This is a genomic window from Megasphaera cerevisiae DSM 20462 (assembly GCF_001045675.1).
Lineage (GTDB): Bacteria > Bacillota > Negativicutes > Veillonellales > Megasphaeraceae > Megasphaera > Megasphaera cerevisiae.
This window is the reverse complement of sequence record NZ_LEKT01000025.1, coordinates 18819-39557: the sequence shown is the minus strand read 5'-3', so window position 1 is coordinate 39557 and position 20739 is coordinate 18819. Positions and strand designations below refer to the sequence as shown.

At 47.0% G+C, this 20739-nt stretch carries 14 protein-coding genes and 2 rRNA genes; 5 read left to right on the top strand and 11 right to left on the bottom strand.

Annotated elements, in window-relative coordinates:
• Positions 1-190, top strand: a 23S ribosomal RNA gene (locus AB840_RS08685); the annotation flags it as partial.
• Positions 191-299: 109 nt separating this feature from the next.
• Positions 300-416: ribosomal RNA gene (gene rrf, locus AB840_RS08680) — 5S ribosomal RNA — on the top strand.
• Between the two features lie 316 nt (positions 417-732).
• Here the strand turns inward: rrf and AB840_RS08675 are convergent.
• The 11 genes from AB840_RS08675 to AB840_RS08625 all read right to left on the bottom strand — a co-directional run bounded on the left by AB840_RS08675 (position 733) and on the right by AB840_RS08625 (position 14974).
• Positions 733-2337: an N-acyl-D-amino-acid deacylase family protein gene (locus tag AB840_RS08675; protein ID WP_048514445.1), complete on the bottom strand. Its 1605-nt coding sequence runs from the start codon at positions 2335-2337 to the stop codon at positions 733-735.
• 96 nt (positions 2338-2433) lie between these two features.
• Entirely contained in the window at positions 2434-3894 is a 1461-nt protein-coding gene (locus AB840_RS08670) for a sodium:solute symporter family protein (protein ID WP_048514444.1), read from the bottom strand.
• 191 nt (positions 3895-4085) lie between these two features.
• A complete protein-coding gene (locus AB840_RS08665; protein WP_048514443.1) occupies positions 4086-5264 on the bottom strand; it encodes a YgeY family selenium metabolism-linked hydrolase in 1179 nt (392 codons plus the stop codon).
• Positions 5265-5284: 20 nt separating this feature from the next.
• Complete coding sequence (dpaL, locus tag AB840_RS08660; protein WP_048514442.1) at positions 5285-6481, bottom strand: diaminopropionate ammonia-lyase; 1197 nt, start codon at positions 6479-6481, stop codon at positions 5285-5287.
• Positions 6482-6653: 172 nt separating this feature from the next.
• A complete protein-coding gene (locus AB840_RS08655; RefSeq protein ID WP_048514441.1) occupies positions 6654-7262 on the bottom strand; it encodes a GAF domain-containing protein in 609 nt (202 codons plus the stop codon).
• A 528-nt stretch (positions 7263-7790) separates the two neighbouring features.
• Positions 7791-9137 carry a uracil-xanthine permease family protein gene (locus AB840_RS08650; RefSeq protein ID WP_048514440.1) on the bottom strand — a complete coding sequence of 449 codons (1347 nt, stop codon included), beginning with the start codon at positions 9135-9137 and terminating at the stop codon, positions 7791-7793.
• 13 nt (positions 9138-9150) lie between these two features.
• Positions 9151-10104: a carbamate kinase gene (arcC, locus tag AB840_RS08645; protein WP_407657349.1), complete on the bottom strand. Its 954-nt coding sequence runs from the start codon at positions 10102-10104 to the stop codon at positions 9151-9153.
• Positions 10105-10220: 116 nt separating this feature from the next.
• A complete protein-coding gene (gene ygeW, locus AB840_RS08640) occupies positions 10221-11414 on the bottom strand; it encodes a knotted carbamoyltransferase YgeW (RefSeq protein ID WP_048514439.1) in 1194 nt (397 codons plus the stop codon).
• Between the two features lie 41 nt (positions 11415-11455).
• The gene (locus AB840_RS08635) at positions 11456-12775 is read right to left on the bottom strand and encodes a YgeY family selenium metabolism-linked hydrolase (protein WP_048514438.1); all 1320 of its coding nucleotides are present in this window, start codon (positions 12773-12775) and stop codon (positions 11456-11458) included.
• Between the two features lie 83 nt (positions 12776-12858).
• The gene (gene dpaL / locus AB840_RS08630) at positions 12859-14067 is read right to left on the bottom strand and encodes a diaminopropionate ammonia-lyase (RefSeq protein ID WP_048514437.1); all 1209 of its coding nucleotides are present in this window, start codon (positions 14065-14067) and stop codon (positions 12859-12861) included.
• 268 nt (positions 14068-14335) lie between these two features.
• The gene (locus AB840_RS08625; RefSeq protein ID WP_048514436.1) at positions 14336-14974 is read right to left on the bottom strand and encodes a helix-turn-helix transcriptional regulator; all 639 of its coding nucleotides are present in this window, start codon (positions 14972-14974) and stop codon (positions 14336-14338) included.
• A 352-nt stretch (positions 14975-15326) separates the two neighbouring features.
• On the opposite strand from AB840_RS08625, the gene ssnA reads away from it, so the two are divergent.
• Genes ssnA through hydA form a run of 3 tightly spaced genes read left to right on the top strand, consistent with a single transcriptional unit; the run spans position 15327 to position 20731 of the window.
• Positions 15327-16667, top strand: coding sequence for a putative aminohydrolase SsnA (gene ssnA, locus AB840_RS08620; protein WP_048514435.1), 1341 nt, complete (start codon positions 15327-15329; stop codon positions 16665-16667).
• A 36-nt stretch (positions 16668-16703) separates the two neighbouring features.
• Positions 16704-19319 (top strand): putative selenate reductase subunit YgfK, encoded by a 2616-nt coding sequence (gene ygfK / locus AB840_RS08615; protein WP_048514434.1) that lies wholly within the window; start codon positions 16704-16706, stop codon positions 19317-19319.
• A 14-nt stretch (positions 19320-19333) separates the two neighbouring features.
• Positions 19334-20731, top strand: coding sequence for a dihydropyrimidinase (gene hydA / locus AB840_RS08610; protein ID WP_048514433.1), 1398 nt, complete (start codon positions 19334-19336; stop codon positions 20729-20731).
• Positions 20732-20739: the final 8 nt, after the last annotated feature.

Here is a 20739-nt window from a genome sequence, read left to right as displayed (position 1 = left end):
TGCAGCTGGGTAGCTACGTTCGGGACGGATAAACGCTGAAAGCATCTAAGCGTGAAACCAGCCTAGAGATGAGGTTTCTCATTACGAAAGTAAGTAAGGTCCCATGAAGACGACATGGTAGATAGGCCGGGAGTGGACGTACAGTAATGTATGGAGCGGACCGGTACTAATAGACCGAGGACTTGACTTAAGCAAAGAAGCAATAGAAAGAACCATGTAGATGGTGTAAGAGTTAGACGGGTAGTTAAGATCCGAAATACTTTTCGATGTAGTTGTCAGGATACGAATCCTGAAACGAATTCAGTGGTGATGGCTGCAGGGATCCACCTGTTCCCATACCGAACACAGCAGTTAAGCCTGCAAACGCCGAAAGTACTTGGGTGGAAGCGCCCCGGGAGGATAGGAAGCCGCTGATTCAGCAGAAAAGACACGCACAGTGATTGCATTGTGCGTGTCTTTTGTTTTATGAAACATATACTATATATATTCCGGTATTTGCTTCCCGGCGAGGCTGCCGTAGGCGGCTCAGAATAGCACTCTGCTGTCAAAGGCACAGTATGTTGCTTTTTGATAGGGTGTATGGAGAGCTGATAGGCATTTTTTTACGTTGCGGCAGTTGCGGTTCTGAAAAACGGTATCATACGAAACAGGAGATTCTTCATAAGAATCTCCTGTTTCGTATGATAATAATGTATTTTCAGAGAATAATCGATTCATTACGCGTATACCTCATCAGGCTTTTACCTCCCGGCCCTGCTTACGAAGTACCTTGCCGCTGCGCTGATTCATATATTGCCCTTGCTCTACTGCCATAATGCCGTTGACCATAACATAGGCTATGCCGCTGGGATACTGCATGGGATTGGTAAAGGTGCCATTATCTATGACAGTATCTTTGTTGAAAATTGTAAGATCGGCATAATATCCGGATTGTATCTGTCCTCGCTTATGAATATGAAAGGTATCAGCAGCTTTTTTTGTCATTTTATATACTGCCTCCGGCAGGGAAAGGGTATTTTCTTTCCGCACATATTTTCCTAGAATACGGGGAAAAGCGCCATAGACTCGCGGATGTGGCTTGCCGTTTAACAGTCCATCTGTGCAGGCATTCATTTCCGGGCGTTGCAAAAAACGTTTGACGTGGTCTTCTGTGCCATAGAAATCGACCATACCTACGGCATTGTCTTCGTCCAGAAGTAAATCAAATGTGGCATTATAAGGGTCTGTATTTCGCAGCTTGCCTAATTGTACAAGATTTAGCCCAATAACATTTTCATTTCGTTTGTGTTTTACACTGGTTACGTAAATACCGGACAATCCGGCAAAATCAATAAAATCATCCCAGCCGGAAATACCTTGTTCCATATCTTGGATCATACGCTGACGCAAGCTGGATTCCTTCAGACGTTTCAATGCCGCCTCTGTTCCTCCGTCATAGACCCATGGCGGCAGGATTACGCCCAGCATAGTGCTGCCGGCGACATACGGATATTGATCAAAGGAAATCGAAATGCCTTCTCGTTTTCCTTCATCCAGCAGGCGCAGCATATCATCAATATACTTCCAGTTTTTTCGTCCGCATACCTTGAAATGAGAAAAATGAATTTGAACACCGGATTGTCTGCCGATTTCAATAATTTCTTTCATGGAATCAAGGATTGTATCGGCTTCGCTGCGCTGATGAACAACAAAAAGACCATTATATTTTGCAACAACTTTGCATATTTCGATGAGTTCTTGCGTATGACTATATGCGCAGGGCATGTAGATTAGGCCGGACGATAAACCGACGGCGCCGCTTTCCATTTTCCGCTGTACAATACGGCACATCGCTTGCAGCTCTGCTGCTGTAGGCCGGCGGTCATCAAGACCCATGGCTTCCATGCGGATATTTCCATGCGGGACTAAATAGCATTCGTTAGGACCTGGCTGGGCAGTGCTGATCATGGAAAGATAATTGGCAGTCGTAGCGTAATGCCAGTCAATGTCATTGCTTTCACCGTCGAGACCGGCTAAATTTTCCCGCCATGGTTCAATGTATTGAGATGGCAGCGGCGCCATGGAAATACCGTCCTGCCCCAGCACTTCCGTGGTGACGCCCTGCATGATTTTGGGCAGAATCTGTGGTTTGGAGAGAACCTGCAGGTCACTGTGACTATGGGTATCAATAAAGCCTGGCGCAGCGGCTAAACCATTTAGATCAATTTCCAGGTCCGCATCATGAATCAGGACATTGCCGGCTGCGGTAATCGTGTCCTCGCTGATCAGAATATTTCCCTTGTAGGGCTGTTGGCCGCTGCCATCTATAATCAGGCCGTTTTTGAATAAAATTTTCATGGTTTTGAAATCCTTTCTGCTGTAGTGCCGGCAGAGAATAACAATAAAGTGCCGGTTTCTGATCGTTGTTTTGAATATTAATAATAGTTTCTGGTATTACGATTCATGCTTGTCCGGCGTCAATTCCGTTGACAGAGTATGAGGCGGAAAAAACTTAGAAAATAAAATGAAGGAAATAAAGCCGATAATTAATCCCGGCAGGATTGGTTGCCCTATTTTAACGCCAAAAAGCAAGCCCTTGGAAAATTGTTCTAAATATACGACGATAAGAGTACCGCAGACCAGCGATGCCATTGTACCGGCGCAAGAAGCGCCCTTCCAATAATGACCCAGTACATAGGGAAAGAAAGCTCCGGCAGCACGTAACGTGAACGAGAACATCAAAATAGTAATGATACTGGAGGTGTTAAACAGCGCGACAAGCATAGATAAAAGACCGCTGCATACCATGGTAATGCGCGTAATCTTCATCACGTCATTATCCGTAGCGGCGGGATTGATGATTTCGCGGTAAATATCATTGGCAAAAATAGAGCCTGCGCCTAGTAAATCTGAACTGGCACTGGACATGGTTGCCGAAATGATGCCGGCAAACAGGATACCGCAAATCAGCGGCGGCATGGCATGAATTGCCAGGACAGGCAGTGCGTATCGGGAACCGACGTCGTTGAATAGGGAGGCATCAAAGGAGCCCATGTTGATCAAGGCTAATACGGTAATACCGAGGATGGCCGGAATAAACCCGTATATGAAGTTGATGAGCGCTGCCAGGATAGAACCTTTCTGGGCGGCCTTGCCATCCCGGGCGGCATAGTAGCGGGATACCGCTTCCTGACCTACGGTGAAGGTGGTTACATACATAATAGTCAGAGAAATAACATCTGCGGCATCGTATCCTTTAAATATATCAAAGGTCTGAGGCGGCACGTTAGCGACCACGTTCTGCCAGCCACCGGCTAAGCCCAGGGCATAGGGAATAGCGACGGCCATACCGAAGACGATGAAAAATACTTGAATAAAATCCGTCAGAGTAACGCTCCATAAGCCTCCCATAATAGAATAAATGGTGACAATAATACAAATAACAATAACGGAAAATTGAAAACTGATACCAACCATCGTTGATAAAATGACAGCCGAGGCAATCATTTGTGCTGCTGTAGCACCGACGAGGGGAAGAAACATGATAATAGCCGTGACAATTCCTGGAAGTTTGCCATAGCGGCGGCGAAAATATTCCGGTACGGTTTTTACGGTAGCGGCTCGGAATTTGGGAGCCAGAAATGTAAGAATAACAAAAGCGATACCCATGGTAATAACGTACCAGGCTGAACTGATGCCAAATTTTCCCATGCCCTGCTGTACTACACCCAGCGAACTGCCGCCGCCGATTTCTGTAGCGGCTAGCGTTCCGGCCATCAGAATAGGACCCAGCCGCCGGCCGGCGACCATAAAATCCTTATTGTCGGAGATCATATTTTTGGAATACCAGCCGACCAATAACATCAGCACCATATACGTGATGACCACGGTAATAACAATAAATGAAACCTGCATAGTAATTCCTCCTCATTTCAAATCATTTTATAAGTTTTTAATTTATACAAAATGAGCCAGAGATAGTGCTTTTATGCCGTACCCCGCGCGGCAGGTAAAAGATATCGCTGGCTTCATTGCGTATACTGTTTTATTGTAACCTTCACGTGCTGTCTTATGGTATGGCGGCAGCACGTGAAGGTGTCTATGCATTATTTCAGTAAAGCCTTCATCAGTGCCGTATAACAGCTGACGGCTTTAGTAAGTTGTTCTATACTGATATATTCATTGACTGTATGAGCTAAATTTTCTCTTGATGGACCCAGCCCCAAGGTTTTGATGTGGGCTTCGCCCGCATAGTGGCTGCCATTGGTGCAAAAATTATATTGTGTGATTTGGGGAGTAAAACCATCCCGACGCAGCTCTTGATAGGCAGCTTGTATAAATGCCTCCTGTGTGTCATAGAGCCAGCCGGGAAAAAAGCGTTCTGCCTTGATTTCATTGCCGGTATAACACTGTTCACTGCCCTGGCTGTAGGATACCTGAACTTTTAGCGATACATCTTGTTTCATCATATTTTGAAGCAATTCCTGCAGAGGCTGCAGGACACTTTCTTTTGTTTCACCAACCAGAAGACGCCGGTCATAGGTTACTCGGCAATAATCGGGTACAACAGATGCGCCTGGGTACGGAGAAGAAATAATATCTGTCAGCTCGAGAATGCCGTTTCCCAAAATATCATGATGAGGCGGAATCAGAGTCTGAATGGCTTCGATGACATGGGCCATTTGATAGACAGCATTCAGTCCCTTTTCCGGATTAGCAGAATGGCAAGAGGTACCAAAGGTTTCGACAATAATTTCTGCCCGGCCGCGCTGCCCAATTTTTAGATTCAGCTGAGAGGCTTCTCCGATTACAACATAATCCGGTTGGACATATGTGCTGATTTCTCTTGCAGCTACACCTTCAAAGCATTCTTCGTGAACAACACCTGCTATAAAAATTTCTCCGGCGAAATCCTTTCCGGTAATTTGCGCGAAGCGTTTGGCACCAACGGCCATAGCTGACAGCGCGCCCTTCATGTCTGATGTACCGCGGCCATATATGTTGCCGTCATGGATTTCTGCGGCAAACGGGGGATAAGTCCATTCGGAAGTATCCGCTACGGGAACCGTGTCCATGTGACCATCAAACAGCAGCTTCGGACCCGGGCGATTACCTTTGATGCTGCCAATGACATTTCCATATTTATCAGTATATACGGAGTCAAATCCATTTGTTTTCATATACTGTGCAAGCACTTGAGCCATATGGTTTTCGTGACCGGAATAACTTTGCTGACGAATAAATTCCTGGCATAATGAAATAACTTCTTGATCTTTGGATTCCATAATCACTTTTCTCCCCTCGCTTATTGACCATAACTGCTTTCCTTTCCATCCCAAACGATGGTGCGGTAATTTTCTGTATCTGTGTTTCCTTCTGTACTAAAGCAAAGAACACTGGATTGCTCGTTAAGCTGCAGTGTCTGGCGTATGGAGGCATACGCCGGATTTTGCATGAGTTCCATGACCAGCCCGCTGGTAACGGCACCGCTTTCACCAGAAATGATGCGTTTGTCGTCACCTATAGGAGCACCCAGTGTACGCATACCCTTTGCAGATACAAAATCCTCGCAGGTCACGGCAAAATCAGCGCAGCTTTCCAAAACGCGCCAGCCAATATCGCAAGGTTCTCCGCAATTGAGTCCGGCCATCATGCTGTCCATTCTGCCGCCGACAAAATGAAGCATGCCGTCATGCGCCTTTGCGGTACGAAAGATACAATCTGCCGCATGAGGTTCTACAATCGTGATAATAGGTCTGTCTTTTTCTCCATATATATTGGAAAAAAAACCAGTTACTGCACCGGCTAAAGCACCTACACCAGCCTGAAGAAAAATATGTGTTGGCCGCTTCGGAAGCTGTTGGAAGGCTTCCATGGCCATGGTACTGTAGCCTTGAATAATCCAGCGGGGAATGTCCTGATATCCTTCCCAGGAGGTATCCTGGACCATGACCCAGCCATATTTTTGAGCCTGTTCATTGGCCAGACGGACGGCATCATCATAGTTTAAATCTGTAATCGATGCATCAGCATGCTCTTCCTGAATATGCTTTAATCGTTCCAGGCTGCTGCCCTGCGGCATATATACGACTGCTTTCTGCTGCAGCTGATTGGCCGTCCAGGCGACACCACGGCCATGATTGCCGTCTGTTGCCGTAACAAAGGTAATAGGCCCAAGTTTCCTTTTTGTTTCGGTGGAAATCAGTTTTGAGTAAGGCAGCTCACTAATATCCATGCCAAGCTGCTGTGCAATATAGCTGCCGATGGCAAAACTGCCTCCTAATACCTTAAAAGCATTCAGGCCAAATCGTTTAGACTCATCTTTGACAAAAAAATGTTTTAATCCCAGGTGCTGTGCCAGCGCATCCAACCGGACCAATGGCGTTTTCTGATACATCGGAAAGGATTGATGAAATGCGTAGACTTTTTTGACATGGTCTGCGTCCAAAAAAGAAATATCATTTTTTATTCGCGGCCCATTGGAAAAGGTAGTAATCTCCATATCGTATCTCTCCTAAAATAATAAATAAACACATTGAATTAACTAATAATATCGTTATTTTATTGAAGCATATAATTATATTTTACAGGTGTTAATGTTATCTCATTTTGAGACAAAAGTCAATGTAAAAATCGCCATGAAAAACAATTTTCATGGCGATTTTTTATATATTTTATAAATGATATTCCCGTATCTTTCGGTATAAGGTGGCCCTGCTGATGCCAAGTATCTTGGCAGCTTTGTCAATTTTGCGGACTTCACAGTTTACAGAGTCGAGGGCTTTTTCGATAGCTTGCCGTTCCAGCTGCGATAAATTTAATTCATGGTGTTCCTGCGGCGGCTCGCTGTTATATTGAGGAATATTGCTGGCGATAAGCTCAGCCATTTTTCCTACAAATTGAATCATCCATTCTTTATACGTTGTAAAATGTAATGTCTGTTCTTCACTGAAGCTCACTAAACCGATAACCCCGACCGGCTTGCTGTGAAACATGATAGGAGCAGCAAGCTCGGTGTGCTCCGGGCACTGTCGGTAATACGGACAGTGCGTGCACAGTGGGTGAAAGCCCGGATGATCAATAATAATCATTTCTCCCGTTTGCAGGACATGTTCATAGATAAAGCTGGCATTTTTTTTGCCACAGCCTTCTGCATATTTGCCGGTACCGGCAATACGGATAAAGCGGGCATCCGTGACTTCTACTTCCATTTGAATAACCTTGGCTATGGCTGAAGCCGTATGTTGAATCAGCGGCTGAATGTTTTGCAATGTACCTTCCATAGGACTGACTCCCTCGCCTTGTGTCTTTTTGGTGTAAACACAATATGTATAATAACGTTATTATAGCATACATTCTGGAAAGAAATATAATATATAAGAAAATAAAATAATGAAAGAAAGCAATAGATTTACGTTTACGGTGTGATAAAAGGGCTTGTTTGATTTGGTAAAGTACAGTTTAGGGTACCCTTTCATATGCAAATAGACAGTTAGCTTGTATCGCATGAGGCAGTATAGTGAAAAATTCAAAGGGTCTTGTTCGGGAATTGATCGTGCCGATATGGCTGATCGGTCTTTTCAAAATTTATTGAAGTATGGAAAAAAGTCAGACAGGTATCTGTCCGTAATGATTGCAGACGGGAATTTGGGAGCAGGGCCATATAGATACTGCTTCGGCTTTCATTTAAATAATCATGGAAACGGATAAAGCAAGAACCCTGATGGTGATCGAGGTTCTTGCTTCTGTATAAAAATAAAGGATAGTATCCTGCTGTGTGCGTAGCGTGTGGTGGTATGATCAGGTATTCATTATAGGGTATCTTCTTGTTTTTTTGGAAGAAGAATATTTAGGGAAATAGCGATTATAGATGCGGCTACGACAGGTGCCTTGCCAAAGATTTCCGAGACCCAATCAGGAAATAAAAGAAGTGTTTCCGGTGCGGCAGACAGGCCCATGCCAATGGCGACAGATAAACCGATAATGGCCGTATTGCGGCTGTGCATTCCGTCAGATAAAGCTAGTTTGATACCGGTCATGGCAATTGATGCGAATACAGAGACGGTAGCGCCGCCGAGAACTGCGTAGGGAATTGTTGTGAGCAATGCTGAAAATTTGGGAAGAAGGCCGGCGATAAGGATGATACTCCCTGCAAGTGCCAGGGTAGCTTTATTGATGACCTTTGTTGTAGTAACTATGCCGACATTTTGCCCAAAGGTAGAGGTGGAAAGAAAACCTAGAAAGGAACCGAGAATATTACTGGCTCCCAGTCCGACAATGGCACCATGCAGCTCATCTGAGGTAGGCTGACGATCCATGGCGCCGGCAGTCGTAGCAGAGAAATCGCCGATAGCTTGAACTGAATTGATGATAAATAACAGGGAAATGGCAACGCAGGCTGAAATATCGAATTCCAGTCCAAAATGCAGTATTTGGGGCGGCTGGAAATATCCAGCGCTGGCTACACTGTTAAATTGAACCATGCCCAGGAACAAGGATAAGATGTAACCGGCAAGAATACCGGCCAAGATAGAGGCAAGACGCAGAATTCCCTTGCCGAAATGTGTGAAAAAAGTGACAACACCCAGTGTGAATAGCGCAACAACCCAGTTTTGCCATTGGCCGTACGTGGGATTGCCGGTACCGCCAGCCATATAATTGATGGCAATAGGATATAACGATAAGCCAATTGTAAATACGACGGTCCCGGCGACTAAGGGAGGGAAAAATCTTCGGATTTTGCGGATTGTCAGGCCTACCAGAATGGCACAAAAGCCGCCGCAGATCTGAGCCCCGAGAATAGAGGAGATGCCATATGTCCCGGCCAGAGACTGCATCGTCGGAACATATGCGAAGCTGACCCCAAAAATGACCGGGAGTCCTGCGCCGAGATGCAATCCGTAAGGGTTGCCTATTGGATAAAGTTGCAGAAAAGTACCCAGGGCAGCGGCAATCAGCGAAGCCTGAATGAGAAGAACACGATCCGCTTGAGAAAGACCGGCTGCGCCGGCAACAATAATGGCCGGTGTGACACAGCCGACAATCATGGCCACGACATGCTGCAGCGCAAGCGGAAGTGCTTCGTGAAATCTTGGTATACCGTTCAGAGTAAAAAGCGCAGCTGTCCGGCTGTCCGTAATTGTAGGTAGCTTTGCCATAAAAAGGCCTCCTTTACGGTAAATGGATATGTGTGCCGGTCTTTCCCAAAATACCGTCCCTGGCCTTTTCCAGCAGTGTAATCAGGGCGGTACGGCCTGGCTTAGATTCGGCAAATTTTACGGCTGCCTGTACTTTGGGAAGCATGGAACCTGCAGCAAAATGATGTGCTGCGATATATTTTTTGGCATGCTCTGTATCCAGATCGTCAAGCCAGGTTTCATTAGGTTTACCGAAGTGGAGCGCCACTTTTTCCACGGCAGTTAAGATAATCAGATAATCGGCATTTAAGTCTTCGGCCAACAACTCGCTGGCAAAATCTTTATCGATGACAGCACTGGCGCCTGTTAAGTGATTCCCCTTGCGAATAACCGGAATTCCACCGCCGCCGCAGGCGATGACGAGCTGTCCTGATTCAACCAAAGTGTGAATCGCCCCGATTTCAATGATTTCCTGAGGTAAAGGAGAGGCGACGACACGGCGATAGCCGCGGCCGGCATCCTCTTTGACGACATAACCGTATTTTTCAGCGGCAAATCCTGCTTGTTCTTTGGTCATGAAGTGTCCGATAGGCTTAGCCGGACATGCAAAGGCCGGATCTTCCGGATCTACCCGGACTTGGGTGACCATCGTAGCGACGGGAATATCGAAGATATCGCGGTTGTACATTTCTTCACGCAAGGCATTTTGCAGATCATAGCCGATATAGGCCTGACTCATGGCGACACATACGGACAGCGGCGTGTTAGTTTGGCTTCGATCTTCGCGGCTCAAGGCGGCCATGGCATGATTGATCATGCCTACCTGGGGACCGTTCCCATGAGCGACGATGACTTCACAGCCCTCCTGAAGCAAATCGACAATGGCTTTGGAAGTACTTTTGACGGCCAGCATTTGTTCTGTAAGAGTATTGCCAAGAGCGTTGCCGCCCAAGGCAATGACAATTCGTTTTTTTTGTTTCATATGCATAATCTCATTCCTTTTTCTCAAAAGTAGTATTTGTGTTTACAAAAACGCATAATAGAAAAATAAAAAAGGCACCGGTCCGGAGGACCGGCACCTTGCAGAAAACATGCACTGGTTAGTTATTTCATTTTTCTTGGTACAGCTCGTTCTTCCAGAGCTTTCAACGTTTCTCCCGGATTGGCAAATTTTGCCAGCATAATCATAGCGGCGATAACATACGGTTTATAACTGGCTTCTTTGTAAAGAGAATCGCGGTACCGGTCAAATACAGAAGCCTCTACTTCTCCTTCGCTGCAGCTGACGCCGTTAATATCAGCCGGAAGGCAGTGGAGATATAGCGCCTTGCCGTCTTTAGTCGTTTCCATGAGAGACTCCGTGCAGCACCAGTCGGTATGATCGGCGTTTTGTGCCAGAAGCTCCTTTTCTAAGGTATCAATACCAGCCTGATTGCCGTCGCCGTAAAGACGGGTCCGTATTTCCATAGCGGCATAAGGGGCCCAGCTTTTCGGATATACTACGTCGGCATCTTTAAAGGCGTCAGCCATATTATGAGTAACAGAGAAGGAGCCTCCTGATTTCTGCGCATTTTTTGCGGCTACGTCCAGCACCTCCGGCATGACCTCATAGCCTTCGGGATGGGCGAGAACAACGTTCATGCCAAGACGGGTCATAAGGCCGATAACGCCCTGCGGGACGGAGAGAGGCTTGCCATAGGATGGTGAATATGCCCAGGTCATGGCGATTTTTTTACCCTTCAAATTTTTGATGCCACCCAGTTCACGCATGATATGAGCTGCATCGGCCATGCATTGTGTGGGATGATCGATATCACACTGCAGATTAACCAGCGTCGGTTTCTGTTCGAGAATGCCATCCTTATGACCTTGTGATACGGCAGCGGCTACATCGTGCATGTAAGCGTTTCCCTTGCCGATATACATATCGTCGCGGATACCGATGACGTCGGCCATAAAGGAAATCATATTGGCTGTTTCCCGAACTGTTTCGCCATGCGCAATCTGGCTTTTCTGTTCATCCAGGTCCTGTACTTCCAGACCCAGCAGATTGCAGGCAGAGGCAAAGGAAAAGCGTGTCCGGGTAGAATTGTCGCGGAACAGGGAGATTCCCAGGCCGCTTTCAAAGACCTTGGTGGAAATGTTATGTTCGCGCATATAGCGGAGCGCATCCGCCAGGATCCATACAGCTTCCAGCTCGTCATCTGTCTTTTCCCAAGTCAGGAAGAAGTCATTTTCATACATTTCTTTAAAATTCAGGGCATTTAATTTATCAATATAATCTTGCAGTGTTTTCATGATCAAAGCACTCCTTTATATAGGAAATAGGATAAAGCGGTCTAGTCTTCCGTATAGATGGACGGCAGTGCGGCATATACGGCAGCACAGGTCACGAGATCTTGTTTCCACGTTTTTTCATTAGGCGCGTGAGCCTGTGCTTCGGCACCGGGGCCAAAGCCAATGACAGGAATGCCGTTGCGTCCCATGATGGATACGCCGTTGGTAGAAAAGGTCCATTTATCGGTAAGCGGCCGAGAACGGCGCATGTCGATGGCTTCGGCCGGGCCGATACGGCTGCCGCCATATAAGTGTGTGTAGGCCGTTTCGATTGCCGTCGTAACTTTATGGTCTTTGGGGAGAACCCAGGTCGGGAAATAGCATTCGATCGGGTAGGTCAGGCCCGTGTAGCTCGGGCGGGCATATTCATACATGCTTACCGTTACATCTTTGCCGTATTTTTGGACGCTGGGCAGCATTCGGATTTCGTCGAGACAGCTTTCCCAGGTTTCTCCGGCAGTCATGCGGCGATCCAGCGAGATTGCGCAAGAGTCGGCGACGGCGCAGCGGCTTGGCGATGTGTAGAATATCTGTGAGCAGGTAACCGTGCCGCGGCCGAGGAAGTTCGCTTCTTCCCATTCGGGATTATATTGTGGGTCGAGCATTTTTACGAGCCCTTTAATTTTCTGACTGTCAGCCGCATCGTTTTCGTTGAGTGCACGGATGTCTTGGAGAATATCAGCCATTTTGTAAATTGCGTTATCACCGCGTTCCGGTGCAGAGCCATGGCAGGAAATGCCTGTGACGCCGACACGGATTTCCATACGGCCGCGCTGACCGCGGTAAATGCCGCCGTCTGTCGGTTCAGTAGAAACGACAAATTCCGGGCGGATCTTATCTTCGTTGATGATGTACTGCCAGCAGAGGCCGTCACAGTCTTCTTCCTGAACCGTGCCGGTAACGAGGACCGTATACTTGTCGGAAAGAAGCCCCAGATCTTTCATGATACGGGCTCCGTATACGGCGGAAACGATCCCGCCCAGCTGATCGGATGTACCGCGTCCGCCGATTTCCGTTTCCGATTCAAAGCCTTCATACGGGTCAAAAGTCCAGTTATCTGTATTGCCAATGCCAACCGTGTCGATATGCGCATCGAAAGCGATCAAGGTCTTTCCGGTACCCATATAGCCAAGGACATTTCCCATAGGATCAATTTCGACTTTGTTGAAATCAAGCTTATGCATTTCTTCCGCAATACGGTCGATATGTGCTTTTTCACCACAGCTTTCACCGGGGAATTTGACGATATCCCGTAAGAACGCTGTCATATCTTTTTCGTAACCTTGTGCTGCTTCTTTGATTTTTGTGTAATCTAATGCCATTGTGCATCGCGCTCCTTTTATAGTATTTGATATGTTGTGTAGTGCAGGGATCTGCCTGATTATGGATATGACGGAAGGGGAAGTTATTTTGTAAGGCCCTTCCAGACGATATTTTGATAGCGGTCTGGATCTGTGTCTCCCTCTGTAGAAAATACCAGTACCTGCGCATTCGCATTAAGGCCGAGACTGTCGCGAAGCTCCCGGCAGGCGTCAGAAGTCATGATTGTTGCCAGCGCACCAAAAGGAACGGCACCGGATTCACCGGAAACGACAGGCGGATCGCCCTTGAGTGGGGCAGCCAGCATACGCATGCCGCGGATCGTAACAGCATCTTCCGCAGAAACGAATGCCGTTACGTGGTTTTTCAAGATGTCCCAGGAAATTGTGTTGGGTTCACCGCAGGCAAGACCGGCCATAATTGTCTTGAGCTCGCCGCCGACAATACGCGGTTTGCCGTCGCCGGCAGCCGCACTTTGGTAGAGGCAGTCTGCTGCGGACGCTTCCACGACGATGAATTTCGGCGGTTTATCATGATATAGATTTGCAAAGTAGCCGATGACCGCACCGGCCAGAGAACCGACTCCGGCTTGTACAAAAATATGAGTCGGGTGAGACCTTTCCTGCTGCCGGAACTGCTCGCCGGCTTCCATAGCCATAGTGCCGTACCCTTGCATAATCCAGGATGGTATTTCTTCGTAACCGTCCCAGGCCGTATCCTGAACCATGACGCCATGCGGTGTTTCAGCGGCTTCTTTAGCGGCCTGGCGTACACAGTCATCATAGTTAAGATCCAGAATATCGACGCTGGCACCCAGCTTTCGGATATTTTCCAGACGGGTCTGGGTTGTTCCCTTGGGCATATGAACAATGGCCTTCTGTCCCAGTTTTTGAGCTGCCCAGGCAACGCCGCGGCCATGATTGCCGTCTGTTGCCGTGAAGAAGGTGGCTTGACCAAAATCCCGGCGCAACGCTTCTGATATCAGTATGTCATACGGAAGCGCTGAGACGTCCCGGCCTGTTTCTTTGGCAATATAGCGGGCCATAGAATAAGAACCGCCCAATACCTTGAAGGCGTTAAGTCCGAAACGGTACGATTCGTCCTTGATATACACGGAACCAAGGCCTAGGTAGTCTGCCATACACGGCAGCTTGGTCAGTGGCGTTTCTGTGTATTGGGGAAAGCTTTTGTGAAAAGCCCGGGCTTTCTGTACTTCCGGGACTGACATGATGGGAAGCTTACTGTCTTCTGACGGGGGCAAGTGATTGATTGCCCATTTCATTTCCTGTTCCATAAATGGATAGTCCTCCTTCACCTGTATAGATATGGGTCATAACTTCATATAATATTAAAATATTTTAGCTAAGCTAAAAGTTTTTGTATACTTAAAAGTATAGCATGATTTTCGGTTTTTGCAACAAAGAAACTAAAAAATAATTAGGCAACATTACACTTTTTTTGCATAACCTCTTTGGAAAATGTGATTTTTTGCATAAACCAATTATTTTACTATAAAAAAACGACAGACTGAAAAAAATTCAGTCTGTCGTTCGAGCGGACAGTTAATCACTGCTGCTGTCTATATAACTATATAAAGTATATTTAGAAATACCAAAATGCTTGGAAATTTTATCACCCGCCTTGGTGATGAGCAGCGCGCCGCGATCGTTCAGAAATTTGATGGCTTTGATCTTATCCTCACGTGTCATCAAAGGCACCGGTTTTCCGACCTGACGCGTTGATTCCTCAATGAGTTCCATCAGAAGATCGGATACGTTTTGCGGAATGCGGTTGGCCTCTCCCTTCGGCGAGGTTACGGTAATAATGGGGGTAATCGCATTTTTTACCATTGTCAGATCGGTAATGTCGTAGTTGATAGCAAAAATACCGATGATTTTCCGTTCCTCATTACGGATATAGATGGTCGTAGATTTTAAAATTCGGCCATCTTTGGTTTTTGTCAAATAACTGGTATGGTCTTCTAATTTTTCAGGATCGCCATGGAGTGCATCCAGCACGGCCATAGAAGGGCCGTCGCCGATTTTTCGGGAGGTAACATGACCATTTTCGATAGCGATAATAGAATTCTCCTTGTAGCTGTCACTCAAATCGTGAATGACGACTTCGCAGTTCGGACCGAACTGAAGGGCAATTCCTTTAGCCAGATGTTTTAAAAAGGTGAGCAGTGTGTTGTCCAACATGATAAGAAGGGCACCTCATTTCCAGGGTGAGAGTAAAATAATTGTTTGAAGATCTGATATATATTTTTTAGGTATATTTTACTATATCATATTTTCATAATAAATCAATAATTAATAGATTGTATAGAACAAAAATGAATAAAAAGCATTCGTACTATGTTACCATGCGAATACATGAAAAAAAATTAGCTTGCCTAAAAAAAAATTTGACAGTAGCGGAATAAAAATGTAGTATTAAGACAGATACATAAAAAGCAAATGTAAAATTAATAAAAAGCATATATAAAAATAAAAAGAAATTAACGAATATGTAATTAATTATTTATCTTAATGTGATGGGAGGTATTGCAATATGTTAATTGTTGGAAATGGAAACGTAATAACGAGACATACAGATGGTGGGTTTATTCCCGGCGGTGCAGTTGCTTTTGATGAATCGGGAATCCAAAAAGTAGGAGAGACGCATGCAGTACGAGCAGTATTTCCGCAGGCCGCGTTTATAGATGCCTGCGGTGGTGTCATTATGCCGGCCTTTATAAACACCCATGAACATATTTATAGTGCAATGGCCAGAGGCATGACTCTTGATGGTTATAATCCCCAAGGTTTTTTGGATATTCTTGATGGGCTTTGGTGGAATATTGACCGTCATTTGACCAACGATCTGACCTATTTAAGTGCTTTGGAAACATATGCGGAATGCATCAAAAACGGCGTGACAACTATTTTTGATCACCATGCCAGTTTTGGTGAAATCAAGGACAGCTTGTTTGCCATTGGGCAGGCGGCTCAGGAAATGGGAGTACGCTCCTGTTTGTGCTATGAAGTTTCCGATCGCGATGGTGCGGTGAAGGCAAAAGCGGCCGTTCTGGAAAACGAAGCATGGATACGACATGCTCAGAAGGACAGCAGTGACATGGTTGCCGGAATGATGGGAATGCATGCGCAGTTTACCATCAGCGATGAAACGATGGCGTTGGCCGCAGCGCATAAGCCTGATGGTGTGGGGTATCATATTCATGTGGCTGAAGGGATTGAAGATTTGCATGACTGTCTGAGAAAATATGGTAAAAGGATTACAGACAGATTATATGACTGGAATATTTTGGGTCCGAAGACGTTGCTGGGGCATTGTATTTATATTAATTCACACGAAATGGATCTTATCAAGGCAACGGATACGATGGTCGTTCACAATCCGGAATCGAATATGGGCAATGCCTGCGGCTGCCCGCCGACGATGGAACTGGTCCATCGCGGGATTTTGACCGGTTTGGGCACGGACGGCTATACACATGACATGATTGAATCATATAAGGTGGCCAATATTCTTCATAAACATCATTTATGTGATGCGAATGCAGCTTGGACTGAAGTGCCGCATATGCTTTTTGAAAATAATGCAAAAATTGCCGGACGATATTTTAAACGTCCGCTGGGCGTGTTGAAAGAAGGTGCCGCAGCAGATATTATTGTGCTGGATTATATCCCGCCAACGGGAATGAATGAAAATAACGTTAATTCCCATATCCTGTTTGGCATGACTGGCCGCAATGTGGTGACGACGATTGCCAACGGCAAGGTTCTTATGCAAAATAGACAGTTTACCGGGTTTGACGAAGCAGAGCTCATGGCTAAGGTACGGGAAGGCGCGCGCAGGCTTGCCAGCAGAATCAACGGCTATGCGGAATGATGTGTTTTTAGGACAAGTAGGAATGGAGAGATGATAATGAGCGATATAATGACATCGATTCCTTTTGGCAATCTGATGGATTGGGTTATGAAAGAACATCAGCAGGGCGCTGTATTCGGTGTGCGCCGCCCCTTTATTGCCGATATGGACAGAAGCTATGAGATATTTGGCCGTAAACTGGAAACCCCTTTTGGTCCGGCCGCCGGGCCGCATACTCAGCTGGCTCAGAACATTGCCGCTGCCTATGCGGCAGGAGGCCGTTTTTTCGAATTAAAGACGGTTCAGAAATTGGATGGTAAGCAAATTACTGTTGCCAAGCCGTGTATCACTGCAGAAGATGAGTGCTATAACGTCGAATGGTCTACGGAACTGACGGTGCCGCAGGCTTTTGAGGAATATGTCAAAGCCTGGTTTCTCCTGTACTTTATGGCTAAAGAGTATGGATACGGAGCTGTTGACGGGTTCCAGTTCAACATGTCTGTCGGCTACGATCTGGAAGGGATAAAAACGCCAAAAATTGACAGGTTTATTGAACAGATGAAGAATGCGTCGGATACGCCTGTGTTTATAGCGTGTAAAAGATGGCTTAAAAAGCATTTAAGCCGATTCCGGAATTTGACGGAATGCGATGTCGATGCAATTCCAGCCCAAATTTGCAATTCCGTGACCGTATCAACTATGCACGGCTGTCCGCCTGAAGAAATTGAACGTATTGCCATGTATCTCCTTGCAGAAAAAAAGCTTCATACTTTTGTCAAATGCAATCCGACGCTGCTGGGCTATGATTTTGTCCGTAAATTAATGAATGAAACAGGATATACCCATCTTGTTTTTTCAGATGCCCATTTTAAAGATGATTTGCAGTATACTGATGCCGTGCCTATGCTCAGACGGCTGCGGCAGGCAGGGATTGATGCCGGACTTTCGTTTGGCGTTAAGCTGACGAATACCTTTCCCGTCGATATTAAAGCTGGGGAACTGCCCGGTGAGGAGATGTACATGTCCGGCAAACCGCTTTTTTTTCTGTCCATGCATGTGGCGCGCAAGTTGAGTGAGGATTTTCACGGGACGCTGCGCATCTCCTACAGCGGTGGTGCCGATGCGTTTACGATCCATGATATCGTGGATATGGGGATCTGGCCTGTGACGGTGGCGACAACGCTGCTCAAGCCGGGCGGATACGAACGGCTCAGCCAGATGGGGCGGATATTTGCTGATCAGCCGGCAGAGTCTTTTACCGGTGTCAATGCGGAAAAGGCGGTACTATTGATCGAAAAAATAAAGCATAAAGCATATTATAAGAAACTGCCGAAAGCCCGGAAAAACCGCAAAAATACAAAAGCGCTGCCGTTGACGGATTGTTTTATGGCACCTTGTGAGGAAGGCTGTCCCATTCATCAGGATATTACGGCGTATATGCAGCTTGTTGAACAGGGACACTATGCGGCAGCATTGCGCGTTATTTTGAAAAAAAATCCATTGCCATTTATTACGGGAACCATCTGTTATCATATGTGTATGAATCAATGTACCCGCAGATTTTATGAAACGCCGGTCAATATTCGTAAAAATAAATTACTGGCGGCTCAGAAAGGCTATAAGGAAGTCATGGACGCGCCGCCTCAGGCAGCAGCTGCGACCGGGAAGACGGCGGTCGTAGTCGGCGGCGGCCCGGCAGGGCTGTCAGCCGCATATTTTCTGTCTCTGGGCGGCGTAAAAACGACGGTTATGGAGAAAGCGGCGCAGATGGGCGGCATCGTGCGATCTTATTTGTGCGATGTAAAGAAACAGATCACTGCTGATGTGATTGACAAAGATGTGCGCCTCATCGAAGCCGCAGGTGTTCATCTTGTAAATAATGTAGCGATTACGGATCTGGAAGTACTGCAGACAGACTATGATTACATCGTTCTTGCTGTAGGAGCTGCCGATGCGGGGCTAGCCAAACGTCTTGGTTCGGATGCGGAGCCGGTGGTAAAAGCGGGACAGTTTTACCGGCAGGCCGGCCTTGCTGTAGACGAAAAAAACCGTGTGCAGCTCGATGAACAGACCGCCGCAACCTCCCGTTCCCGTATCTATGCCGTCGGTGATGGTACGCGGGGCATTTCCTCCGTGGTGGAATGTATCCGTGACAGCCGAAAGGTGGCTGACGCTATTTTGGGAAGCGCTGCGGCAGATACGTTTATCATGGCAGACCGCCGCGCCGTTTACAGCCGCCGGGGTATTCTGACGGAGGAAACCGCCGCAGCCTGCGACCGCCGCTGTTTGAATTGTGACAGCTATTGTGAAAATTGTGTTGAAGTGTGTCCCAACCGGGCTAATATTGTCCTTACGGTTCCCGGGCTGGCGGCACACCAGATCCTTCATATAGACTACATGTGCAATGAATGCGGCAATTGCCGTACCTTCTGTCCTTGGGCGGGCGCGCCGTATCTGGATAAGTTTACCCTTTTTGCCAATGAACAGGATATGGCGGACAGCCGAAATCAGGGCTTTGTTGTCGTGGATGCAGCTAAGGGGGATTGCAAAGTACGCCTGCAGGGAGAGTATCTGGAGTATATCATAGGAACAGGCGATGACCGTATTCCTGAGAAACTGCGGCATCTGATGGGATTGGTTGTAAGGGAATATGACTATCTGTTAATCAGATAAGAAGGAGGCCTTTCATGGACTATGTCATAAAAAATGGGACGATTTGTCTGGAGGGAGAACAGTTTCGGGCTGATTTGACCATCCGGAATGGCAGGATATGGAGTGTTGGCTCATCCGTGCATACCGGTTCTGAAGTGAATATAAATGCTGACGGGAAGTTTGTGTGCCCCGGCGGTATTGATCCGCATACACATATGGATTTGCAGCAGTCGCCCCGGTACCGGTCCTGCGATACCTTTTACAGCGGCGGTGTGGCAGCAGCCTGCGGCGGTACGACGTCAATTATTGATCATATGGCTTTTGGTCCTGACGGCTGTTCACTTCGCTATCCGTTTGGAATATATAAAAAATTAGCGGCAGAATGCCCTGTTGATTACAGTTTTCATGGGGTCTTCCAGCACATTGATGACACGGTGCTGCAGGAATTGGGCGGCCTTATTGATGAGGGATTTCCCAGCTTCAAAGCGTATACAACCTATAAATATCCAATGGCAGAGCCACAGCTTATGAAAATATTGAAGGTCATAAAAGCCCATCAGGGTCTCCTAACGGTTCATGCGGAAAATGACACGATAACCAATATGCTGCGGGATAATCTGACGGCAGGTGAGCTGCTGCCTATCGGACAGGCCCTGACACGACCCAATGCGGCTGAAGCGGAAAGCGTTAGCATGGTTTTGGCCATGGCCCGTGTCATTGGCGATGCGCCGGTCTATATCGTTCATTTGTCAGCACATGAAAGTCTGGAACAAGTCCGCCTGGCACGCAGTGAGGGGCAGACGCAGGTATTTGCCGAAACGTGCCCGCAGTACCTTGTTCTGACGGATGAAAAATTCCGGCAGGGAGGTCCTGAGGAAGCGATTAAATATATGATGGCACCGCCGCTGCGTAAAAAAGAAGATAACGAAGTCTTGTGGAAAGGGCTGCAAGATGGCTCGGTTCAGGTTGTAGCGACCGATCATTGTCCTTTCCGGCCCGAGGAAAAGATAGAAAATGCAGGAGATTTCCGAAAATGCCCCGGCGGTGTATCCGGCGTAGAAGAACGACTTCCTCTCTTGTTCAGTGAAGGTGTTCAGAAGGGACATTTGTCACTGGAACGGTTTGTGCAGGTGACCAGTACCAATGCCGCCAAAATTTTTGGCTTATATCCGCAAAAAGGGACGCTGCTGCCGGGAAGCGATGCGGATGTCGTTGTCATCGATCCGAATACGGTGCGGACCTTTGCGGAAGATAACTTGAAAACGGCCTGCGGTTATTCTCCTTATGAGGGAATGACGGTCGACTGCACGATCGATACGGTGCTGCTGCGGGGAAAGGTCATTGCACGGCAGAATCGGTTTACCGGAAGCCGCGGCTATGGCCGGCTTTTATCTCGGAAGCGGATCGTGCCGTATAGACAAATCGTGTGGTGAGAGCGCTG

Excerpts from the sequence above, each read along its gene's own strand:
- arcC (WP_407657349.1), bottom strand. The coding sequence starts at position 10,104 with ATGCATATGAAACAAAAAAAACGAATTGTCATTGCCTTGGGCGGCAAC.
- ygeW (WP_048514439.1), bottom strand. The coding sequence starts at position 11,414 with ATGAAAACACTGCAAGATTATATTGATAAATTAAATGCCCTGAATTTT.
- AB840_RS08625 (WP_048514436.1), bottom strand. The coding sequence starts at position 14,974 with ATGTTGGACAACACACTGCTCACCTTTTTAAAACATCTGGCTAAAGGA.
- AB840_RS08650 (WP_048514440.1), bottom strand. The coding sequence starts at position 9,137 with ATGGCAAAGCTACCTACAATTACGGACAGCCGGACAGCTGCGCTTTTT.
- AB840_RS08670 (WP_048514444.1), bottom strand. The coding sequence starts at position 3,894 with ATGCAGGTTTCATTTATTGTTATTACCGTGGTCATCACGTATATGGTG.
- AB840_RS08675 (WP_048514445.1), bottom strand. The coding sequence starts at position 2,337 with ATGAAAATTTTATTCAAAAACGGCCTGATTATAGATGGCAGCGGCCAA.
- dpaL (WP_048514437.1), bottom strand. The coding sequence starts at position 14,067 with ATGGAACAGGAAATGAAATGGGCAATCAATCACTTGCCCCCGTCAGAA.
- ssnA (WP_048514435.1), top strand. The coding sequence starts at position 15,327 with ATGTTAATTGTTGGAAATGGAAACGTAATAACGAGACATACAGATGGT.
- dpaL (WP_048514442.1), bottom strand. The coding sequence starts at position 6,481 with ATGGAGATTACTACCTTTTCCAATGGGCCGCGAATAAAAAATGATATT.
- ygfK (WP_048514434.1), top strand. The coding sequence starts at position 16,704 with ATGAGCGATATAATGACATCGATTCCTTTTGGCAATCTGATGGATTGG.
- AB840_RS08635 (WP_048514438.1), bottom strand. The coding sequence starts at position 12,775 with ATGGCATTAGATTACACAAAAATCAAAGAAGCAGCACAAGGTTACGAA.
- AB840_RS08655 (WP_048514441.1), bottom strand. The coding sequence starts at position 7,262 with ATGGAAGGTACATTGCAAAACATTCAGCCGCTGATTCAACATACGGCT.
- AB840_RS08665 (WP_048514443.1), bottom strand. The coding sequence starts at position 5,264 with ATGGAATCCAAAGATCAAGAAGTTATTTCATTATGCCAGGAATTTATT.
- hydA (WP_048514433.1), top strand. The coding sequence starts at position 19,334 with ATGGACTATGTCATAAAAAATGGGACGATTTGTCTGGAGGGAGAACAG.